This is a genomic window from Anaeromassilibacillus sp. 1001302B_160321_C8 (assembly GCF_015554745.1).
Taxonomy (GTDB): Bacteria; Bacillota; Clostridia; order Oscillospirales; family Acutalibacteraceae; genus Anaeromassilibacillus; species Anaeromassilibacillus stercoravium.
On record NZ_JADNJD010000007.1, the window covers coordinates 101,901 to 110,937 of the forward strand.

The window sequence follows — 9,037 nt, forward strand, 5'->3', positions numbered from 1 at the left end:
CTATAAGATCCTTCAAGTGTGGAAAGGGGAGTATTATGATTGTTGCGCACAAGAGCGCAGATGGACGTTTGCAACCCCTGGAAGAGCATCTGCGCAATGTAGCAGAATACGCAAAACGATTTTCAGAGGTATTTGAAGCGGGAGAATATGCCTATGTTCTCGGCTTGGCCCACGACATTGGAAAATATTCTGCGGAATTTCAGGACTATCTTTTAAACGAGGGAACCGGCGGGGATCATTCCACGGCGGGCGCGAAGGAATTGTTTCGATTACGGATGTTACCGGCGTCGCTATGTGCGGCCGGGCATCATGCGGGACTTCCCGACGGGGGCGGGCCAGGAGATCCGGCAGGGCTCCCCACCTGGCAGGGGCGTCTGAAAAAGCAAGTGCATCCTTATGCAGCGTATCGGCGTGAAATCACTTTGGAGGCGGTATCCCGGCCACCGGAGGCCAATGGGTTCCGAATTGCTTTTTTCACACGCATGCTGTTTTCTGCCCTGGTGGACGCCGACTTTTTGGATACGGAAGCCTTTATGCAGTCTGGCGCTGTGCAGCGAGGCGGATATGCATCGATTTTGTCACTGTTTGATGCCCTAAAGCAATACATAGACCCTTGGCTGCATCCACAGGGGGACGTCAACCCCATCAACCGGAAACGCACGGAGATTTTGAAATGTTGCTTAGAGGCGGGCAAAGGGAAGTGTGGACTGAAAAGCCTGACGGTTCCGACAGGGGGTGGAAAGACGATCGCGTCCTTGGCGTTTGCGCTCCAGCATGCCGTCCAGCATGGGTTGAGCCGTGTGATCTATGTTATCCCCTATACCAGCATCATCGAACAGACCGCTAAGGTCTTTCGCGCAATCGTGGGAGCGGAAAATGTGTTGGAATATCATGCCAATGTCAGCTTTGACCAACAGGGGGACGACGACCGAAAGACAGAGAAACTGCGTCTCTCCGCGGAAAACTGGGATGCTCCGATCATTGTTACCACCAGCGTACAATTTTTTGAATCGCTCTACGCGAACCGGACCTCTCGATGCCGCAAGCTTCACAATATTGCCAATAGTGTCGTCATTTTTGACGAAGCCCAGATGTTGCCTGTGGACTATTTGACGCCCTGTGTGCGGGCCATTTGGGAATTGGTGGAGATGTATGGCATAACGGCGGTGTTGTGCACTGCAACGCAGCCATCTTTGGGAAAACTGTTTCCGAAGACGGCGAAAATAGAGGAACTTTGTCCCAATACGCAGGAGATGTTCCACTTTTTCCGCCGCACCCAATTGAAACATATCGGAACGCTAACCATAGAAAAATTGGCCGGACAGATGGCTATGCAAACACAGGTTTTGGCCATTGTGAACACGCGTAAACAGGCGGCGGAGCTCTACCAAGCGTTGCCCGCCGGGGGACGGTTTCACCTTTCCACCCTGATGACGCCGTTGATGCGCCGGTGGACGCTCCGCAACATCCGCAGGAGACTGCGGCAAGGGCTTGTGTGCCGTGTCGTCGCCACTTCGCTGATTGAGGCGGGAGTCGATGTGGATTTCCCAACCGTGTTTCGGGCAGAGGCTGGCCTGGATTCCATCATCCAGGCGGCCGGAAGATGCAATCGGGAAGGGAAACGTCCGGTGGATGAGAGCGCGGTCTATATCTTTCGGACCGAAGAACGGATCCCGCCCCGGATGCAGCAAAATGTCAGTATATTTAAAAATGAGATTCAACCAAGCTTTTCCGATGTAGCTTCTTTAGAAGCGATACAGGCTTATTTTGACGCACTTCACAACTTAAAAGGGGATCTGCTCGACCGAAAAAAGATTGTGGACGCCTTTGAGCGGGGGAGAAACGGATGTATGTTGCCATTTGCACAGGTTGCAAAGGAGTTTCGCCTGATTGAAGAGAATACAAAATCTGTCTTTATCCCGTTGGGGCAAAGGGCCAAAAGACTGGCGCAGCGCTTGCAGCAAGGGGAGTGCTCCCGGAGTTTGCTGCGCAAAGCGGGCCGCTATATGGTGAATGTATATGACCAGCACTTTCAGGAGCTTTATCGGGCAAACGATCTCGTTGTGGTTGCGGACGGCCTTGCGGTTTTAACAAATCTTCGACTGTATGACACAAAGGGTACCGGCCTCTCCTTAGAGGCGGATGCGGGAAAAGCCCTGTTTGTGTAGCGTTAAAAGCCATTTTCGCAGGGAGAGAGGTGAGGCGTTATTCAGAGAGAAAAGGTTGTCTATTTTGGGGAAAGGAGTGAAGTCCATGGCAATTCAAATGGAGGTCTGGGGAAAGTACGCTTGCTTTTCCAGGCCGGAGATGAAGGTGGAACGGGTGTCCTATGACGTCATGACTCCATCGGCGGCGCGCGGCATTTTGGAAGCTGTTTATTGGCATCCGGGATTGCGTTGGCATATTGACCGCATCCATGTGATCAATCCAATTCAGTTTACGAATATCCGGCGCAACGAAGTAAAATCGAAAATTTCTGCACAGAATGTCCGTTCTGTGATGCTGGGAGGGAACAAACCGCTCTATATCAATACGGCGGAGGATATCCAACAGCGGGCTGCAACCGTATTGCGGGACGTACATTATGTGATCGAGGCCCATTTTACCATGACCGAACGCGCCAGCGCAGGGGATAACCCCGGGAAATTCCAGGATATTGTCAAACGGCGCTTGAGCGCAGGGCAGTGCTATCATCAACCCTATTTTGGATGTAGGGAGTTCCCGGTTCGCTTTCGTCAATATGAAGAGGGAAGCTGTGTAAGCTATTATCAAAACGAGCCAAAGTATGATCTGGGGTATATGCTGTACGACATGGATTACAGCGATCCGCAGGACATCCAACCCATGTTTTTCCGGGCAGAGCTTCGTTACGGAGTCCTGGATCTGACGGATTGCGGGGTGGTTCGATGATCCTACAGGCGTTATATGAATACTATACCGCGATGGCTGCCCAGGGGAAGATGGCACGGCGGGGATGGAGCCCCGCCAAGGTCTCTTTTGCCCTGCTCATTGATGAGCAGGGGACGCTTTTGGATGTCCTCCGGTTGAAGGAGAAGGAACTGAGGGGAAAGAAGGAAGTGGAGGTTCCCAGGGTTATGCAGCTGCCCAAGCCGGTAATCCGTCCGGGAAATCAGTATAAGGCAAATTTTCTTTATGATTCACCTAGTTACCTTTTAGGAATCGATGCAAAAGGAAACGACGAACGCGCCCAAAAATGTTTTCAGGCGAGCGTGGAACTGCATTGCAGAATGTTGCAATCGCTCAACCATCCGGCGGCCCGTGCGGTGTGCGCCTACTTTGAAAACTGGAAGCCGGAAACAGCGCGGGAACACCCCGCATTGCAGCCTTATCTGGAAGAAATCTTTGCAGGTGGCAACCTTATTTTTCGGTATCAGGGAAAATTTGTCCATGAAGAACCGGAAATCGCCGGGGTTTGGGACGCTGCTCAAGAGGAAGAAGACAGCCAAGAAAAAGGGCGCTGCCTCGTCACAGGCGAAGAGGTTCCCATCGCACGACTGCATCCAGCCATCAAAGGGGTGAAGGGCGCCCAGTCCAGCGGGGCCTCGCTTGTCTCCTTCAATGCAGCGGCCTTTGAATCCTACGGAAAAACCCAGAGCTACAACGCACCGGTGGGCGAACCGGCAGCCTTTGCGTATACCACCGCACTGAATGCACTGTTGGCAGACCGCGAACATGTACAGCAGATCGGTGATGCGACGGTCGTCTATTGGTCCCAAAACGCGGAGCCGGTCTATCAGGACTTTTTCCAGAGTTTTGTACTCATGGACGCCAGCGATGCCCAAAAGCGAAAATTTTCCGATAACGACTTAAAACGGGCGATGGCATTGCTGGCAAAGGGCCAGCCCTATTCCCTGGAAGACGTGGAGCTCGACCCGGACATGCCCTTTTATATCTTGGGATTATCCCCGAGCGCTGGGAGGTTATCGGTGCGCTTTTTCTACCGCAACCGTTTTGGCGATTTTTTACAGAATGTAGAGAACCATTACCGCCGGTTGGAAATCGTGAGGCCCTTGAAAGATCAGAGGGAACAGATATCCCCCTATGGCCTTCTGTATGAGACGATCAATAAAAAAGCAAAGGATACAGCAAAAGCGATTTCGCCGTTGCTATCCGGCGCGTTGATGCGGGCCATTTTGAACGACACCCCGTATCCGGCGGCACTGCTGCAAAACGTGGTGCTGCGAACTCGGGCAGAGAGCGATATCAGCCGTGGACAGGCGGCCATCATCAAAGCAGTGCTCATTAAAAACAACGACAAAGCGTTTCAACCGAAACCGGGAGAAGCGCTGGATAAGGAGGAATCTTGGGTGAAACTGAACGAACAGTCCGATTATCTACCCTATGTCCTTGGACGGGTATTCTCTGTATTAGAAAACATTCAGAAAACGGCAAATCCAAACTTGAATACGACTATCAAGGACCGGTATTTTACGTCTGCCTGCGCAACGCCGGGCATTGCATTTCCCATCTTGCTTCGCTTGGAGCAAAGCCATATGAAAGTCATCCTGCGTGACCGGCGCGGGTTGGCCATTGCTTTAGAAAAGCAGCTGATCGATCTGATGGGAAAAATCCAAGAGACATTTCCAGCGCACTTGGACTTGAATGAACAAGGAGCGTTTATGCTTGGCTATTACCATCAGACGCAAAAGCGGTACGAGAAAAAGGCAGAATCGATAGGGGAGGAATAAGGCATGTCAGAAGTTATCAAGAACCGGTATGAGTTTGTCATTTTGTTTGATGTGGAAAATGGGAATCCAAATGGCGACCCGGATGCGGGGAATATGCCTCGTGTCGATCCGGAAACGGGTTACGGGTTGGTTACGGACGTCTGTTTAAAACGGAAGATCCGAAATTATGTGGAAACCGTCCGGGAGAACGAAAAGGGCTACCGCATTTATATCAAGGATGGGGTTCCGCTCAATCGAAGCGATTTGGAAGCGTATGCGGATTTGGGCGTGGACGAAAAGACCATCAAAGATGCCAAGAAAAAAGACAGCACCTTGGACGAGCGTGTGCGGGATTTTATGTGCCAGAATTTTTATGATATCCGGACGTTTGGCGCCGTCATGACGACTTTCGTGAAGGCCGCTTTAAATTGCGGCCAAGTTCGCGGACCTGTGCAGCTGGGGTTTGCGCGCAGCGTGGAACCGGTCGTCCCGCAGGAAGTGACCATCACCCGTGTTGCGATTACAACGGAAGCGGATGCGGAGAAAAAAGGGACCGAGATGGGACGCAAGCACATCATCCCCTATGGCCTCTATCGCGCAGAGGGATATGTGTCAGCCAATTTAGCCCGGAAAGTGACCGGCTTTTCCGAAGAGGACCTCGCCCTGCTTTGGGAGGCGATCATCAATATGTTTGAGCACGACCACTCTGCCAGCCGCGGGAAGATGGCGGTGCGGGAATTGATCGTCTTTAAACATGATTCCGAATTGGGAAATGCTCCCTCCTATAAATTGTTCGATACGGTTACCGTGACACGCAAGCAAAACGGAACCCAAGACGAGCATATCCCCGCCCGCTGTTACGCCGATTATGAGGTCCATATAGATGAAGCGGCGATCCCGGAACACGTGACTTGTATGAGAATGATATGAACACGTACGCGGAAGACGATTATTTACAGCTTTCTGGGATCCAACATTTTTGTTTTTGCCGCAGGCAATGGGCGTTGATTCATATTGAACAGCAATGGGCGGATAACCTGCGGACCGTGGAAGGGGAGATTTTGCACGAGCATGCCCATAATGACCGCTTTTCTGAAAAGAGAGGAGATCTTTTAGTGGTGCGTGGATTGGCAATCCATTCAGCCGCTCTCGGCGTGAGCGGAGTCTGCGATGTCGTCGAGTTTCATGCGTCCCCAGAAGGGGTTCCGTTGTTCCATCACAGAGGGACGTGGCTTCCTACACCGGTAGAATATAAGCGGGGGAGCACAAAACAGACAGATGCGGACCGCTTGCAGCTGTGCGGCCAAGGGATGTGTTTGGAAGAGATGCTGGCCTGTGATGTCCCCAAGGGATACCTCTTTTATGGAGAAACCCGCCGAAGGGAAGAGGTACTGTTTACGGAAGCCCTTCGAAATCAGGTGCGGGAAATGCTTCTCGAAATGCACAGCTATTATAGCCGCCGCTATACTCCAAAAGTTAAGACGTCGAAAAGCTGCAATGCATGCTCTCTGAAGGAACTTTGCTTGCCCAAGCTTTGTGGAAGGCGTTCCGCAAAAACCTACATAGAATCCAATTTACAGGGGGAAGAACCATGAGAAAACTGCTCAACACCCTGTTTGTGACTTCACCGGACACCTATTTGGCGCTCGACGGAGAAAATGTAGTGGTCTACCGGGAAGAGGAAACCGTATTGCGCGTTCCTTTGCATACACTAGAACAGATCTTATATTTCGGCTATAAGGGAGCAAGCCCTGCGTTGATGGGGGCATGTACTGATCGGGGAATCCGTTTGGCCTTTCTAACCCCCAATGGCCGCTTTTTAGCTGCGGCATGCGGAAAAGCTCAGGGAAATGTTTTATTGCGCATCCAACAGGTGCGCGCTTCGGACGACCCGGTCACGCGGACCCGTTATGCGAGAAACTTTGTTTTTGGAAAAGTGTTTAATAGCCGTTGGGTTTTAGAACGTACAACGCGTGACCACGCGATGCGCGTGGATGTTGCCGGTCTAAAACAAGTTTCGAAACAAATGAGTGATTTATTGCCCTTCATACGGGAATGCACCAGCGATGAACAACTGCGTGGATTCGAGGGGGCTGCGGCGGAACAATACTTCCGTGTATTCGATCAGTGCATCTTACAAAACAAAAAGGCCTTCTATTTTCATGGAAGGAACCGCCGCCCGCCGCTGGACAATGTCAATGCGCTGCTTTCGTTTGTATACACATTGTTGGCCAATGATTGCTGCGCTGCCTTGGAAGCGGTTGGATTGGACCCATACATTGGATTTTTGCACCGGGAGAGGCCCGGCAGAACCTCCTTGGCATTGGACTTAATGGAAGAACTGCGCAGCATTTTTGCAGATCGCTTTGTGCTGTCTCTGATTAACAATCGTGTGGTCACAGAAAAAGGGTTCTATCAACAGGAGACGGGAGCTGTTCGAATGGATGATGAAACGCGAAAAGCCGTACTCACTGGATGGCAGACAAAAAAGCAGGAACAGATTCAGCATCCATTTTTGCAGGAAAAAATTCCATGGGGATTAGTCCCCTATGTGCAGGCAATGCTGCTCAATCGTTGCTTGCGTGGAGATTTGGATGAATACCCACCGTTTTTGTGGAAATGAGGAGATGCTATGTTGGTCTTAATCACTTATGATGTCAATACAGAAACAGCGGCAGGCAGGAAACGGCTTCGAAAAGTCGCAAAACAGTGTGTGAACTACGGCCAACGGGTTCAAAATTCGGTTTTTGAATGTATTTTGGATGCCGCACAGTGCTTCCAAGTGAAGCACATCTTAGAGCAGATCATCGATCCAAAACAGGACAGTCTACGCTTTTATTACTTGGGAAACAATTATAAAACGAAAGTGGAACATATAGGAGCAAAACCCACGTATGAAGCGGAAGGTGTTCTTATGGTTTAGGAAAGTGCGAACCGGAAGCGCACAGACAAGTCCAAGGGGGTTCGCACGGAATTTGAGATGATTTTCTTATAGCAGAGGAGGCGATATTTCTATATCGAATGGATCGGTGTTAGATTATAGGATAGATTGTACAATTGATAGATGTACAAATGTGATATAATTGTTTGTATTTGCTGTCACCCTCCGTGTGGAGGGTGTGGATTGAAATCCAGGCTCGGGTTACACCGTGGCGCAAAGGCCCGATGGTCACCCTCCGTGTGGAGGGTGTGGATTGAAATGGATGTCTTTTGACGGACTGAGGCAGCGCTTCTATGTCACCCTCCGTGTGGAGGGTGTGGATTGAAATGTCGATTATGTGACAGGCGGCGTTCCGAACCCGGGTCACCCTCCGTGTGGAGGGTGTGGATTGAAATCAATGGAGATTGCGATTCTAGGAGGGGAAAAGAAGTCACCCTCCGTGTGGAGGGTGTGGATTGAAATAATTTCCTGTGTTTGCATGGTGTATGCGGCGCAAGGTCACCCTCCGTGTGGAGGGTGTGGATTGAAATCCTGAGGTCGGCTCCCCAGAGGTCAGCTTCCCTGGTCACCCTCCGTGTGGAGGGTGTGGATTGAAATTAGGGATATAAAAAATATATCCCTAGAAACCGCCGTCACCCTCCGTGTGGAGGGTGTGGATTGAAATATTTTCCCCTCCTTTATATGTACTCGAGGGGATCAGTCACCCTCCGTGTGGAGGGTGTGGATTGAAATAATCCTGGCCAATTGTGATGCCGCTCTTTGCAGCGTCACCCTCCGTGTGGAGGGTGTGGATTGAAATGGAAATATCCGTTGTAAGCAACGCCCACGAAATCCGTCACCCTCCGTGTGGAGGGTGTGGATTGAAATAACGTATCTGAGGTCGAATTTGCGGAGGGTATCCCATGTCACCCTCCGTGTGGAGGGTGTGGATTGAAATAATTGCTCGAACAGCATCGGTTTTGCATTTAATCGTCACCCTCCGTGTGGAGGGTGTGGATTGAAATATTCCCGGCGTCGTCTCTCACTTTTACACTTCCAGTCACCCTCCGTGTGGAGGGTGTGGATTGAAATGAGGATTGCAGCGAGTTTGATGGAGGAGAAAACGAGCGTCACCCTCCGTGTGGAGGGTGTGGATTGAAATGGGTCTGCGATAAAAACAAAATGCGTTTCGTCCGGTCACCCTCCGTGTGGAGGGTGTGGATTGAAATTTCTCCAAGGCCAGTTGTTTTAGGGCATTACTTGTCACCCTCCGTGTGGAGGGTGTGGATTGAAATATTTTCCCCTCCTTTATATGTACTCGAGGGGATCGTCACCCTCCGTGTGGAGGGTGTGGATTGAAATAATCCTGGCCAATTGTGATGCCGCTCTTTGCAGCGTCACCCTCCGTGTGGAGGGTGTGGATTGAAAT

The 9,037-nt window shown here is 51.0% G+C and carries 7 protein-coding genes and 1 CRISPR repeat array; all 7 genes read left to right on the forward strand.

The genetic code is table 11. The annotated features are described in order from the left end of the window. Positions 1–35 precede the first annotated feature (35 nt). Positions 36–2,168: a CRISPR-associated helicase Cas3' gene (gene cas3 / locus I2E77_RS06795; protein ID WP_195450903.1), complete on the forward strand. Its 2,133-nt coding sequence runs from the start codon at positions 36–38 to the stop codon at positions 2,166–2,168. 85 nt (positions 2,169–2,253) lie between these two features. Continuing rightward, positions 2,254–2,910 carry a type I-C CRISPR-associated protein Cas5c gene (gene cas5c, locus I2E77_RS06800; protein WP_195450904.1) on the forward strand — a complete coding sequence of 219 codons (657 nt, stop codon included), beginning with the start codon at positions 2,254–2,256 and terminating at the stop codon, positions 2,908–2,910. Next, entirely contained in the window at positions 2,907–4,709 is a 1,803-nt protein-coding gene (cas8c, locus tag I2E77_RS06805; RefSeq protein WP_195450905.1) for a type I-C CRISPR-associated protein Cas8c/Csd1, read from the forward strand. Before cas5c ends, cas8c begins: the two co-directional genes overlap by 4 nt. A 3-nt stretch (positions 4,710–4,712) precedes the next feature. Continuing rightward, positions 4,713–5,618: a type I-C CRISPR-associated protein Cas7/Csd2 gene (gene cas7c, locus I2E77_RS06810; protein ID WP_191362585.1), complete on the forward strand. Its 906-nt coding sequence runs from the start codon at positions 4,713–4,715 to the stop codon at positions 5,616–5,618. Beyond that, complete coding sequence (gene cas4 / locus I2E77_RS06815; RefSeq protein WP_191448399.1) at positions 5,615–6,283, forward strand: CRISPR-associated protein Cas4; 669 nt, start codon at positions 5,615–5,617, stop codon at positions 6,281–6,283. The genes cas7c and cas4 overlap by 4 nt, the downstream gene beginning before the upstream one ends. Next, entirely contained in the window at positions 6,280–7,311 is a 1,032-nt protein-coding gene (cas1c, locus tag I2E77_RS06820; RefSeq protein WP_191448398.1) for a type I-C CRISPR-associated endonuclease Cas1c, read from the forward strand. The genes cas4 and cas1c overlap by 4 nt, the downstream gene beginning before the upstream one ends. Before the next feature lie 9 nt (positions 7,312–7,320). Then, entirely contained in the window at positions 7,321–7,611 is a 291-nt protein-coding gene (gene cas2 / locus I2E77_RS06825) for a CRISPR-associated endonuclease Cas2 (protein WP_087229400.1), read from the forward strand. Positions 7,612–7,786: 175 nt separating this feature from the next. Continuing rightward, positions 7,787–9,037: direct repeats of the CRISPR family, unit length 33 nt; unit sequence GTCACCCTCCGTGTGGAGGGTGTGGATTGAAAT.

Bases quoted from the DNA above. Each gene is read 5' to 3' on its own strand.
- cas3 (WP_195450903.1), top strand. From the start codon at position 36: ATGATTGTTGCGCACAAGAGCGCAGATGGACGTTTGCAACCCCTGGAA.
- cas5c (WP_195450904.1), top strand. From the start codon at position 2,254: ATGGCAATTCAAATGGAGGTCTGGGGAAAGTACGCTTGCTTTTCCAGG.
- cas8c (WP_195450905.1), top strand. From the start codon at position 2,907: ATGATCCTACAGGCGTTATATGAATACTATACCGCGATGGCTGCCCAG.
- cas7c (WP_191362585.1), top strand. From the start codon at position 4,713: ATGTCAGAAGTTATCAAGAACCGGTATGAGTTTGTCATTTTGTTTGAT.
- cas4 (WP_191448399.1), top strand. From the start codon at position 5,615: ATGAACACGTACGCGGAAGACGATTATTTACAGCTTTCTGGGATCCAA.
- cas1c (WP_191448398.1), top strand. From the start codon at position 6,280: ATGAGAAAACTGCTCAACACCCTGTTTGTGACTTCACCGGACACCTAT.
- cas2 (WP_087229400.1), top strand. From the start codon at position 7,321: ATGTTGGTCTTAATCACTTATGATGTCAATACAGAAACAGCGGCAGGC.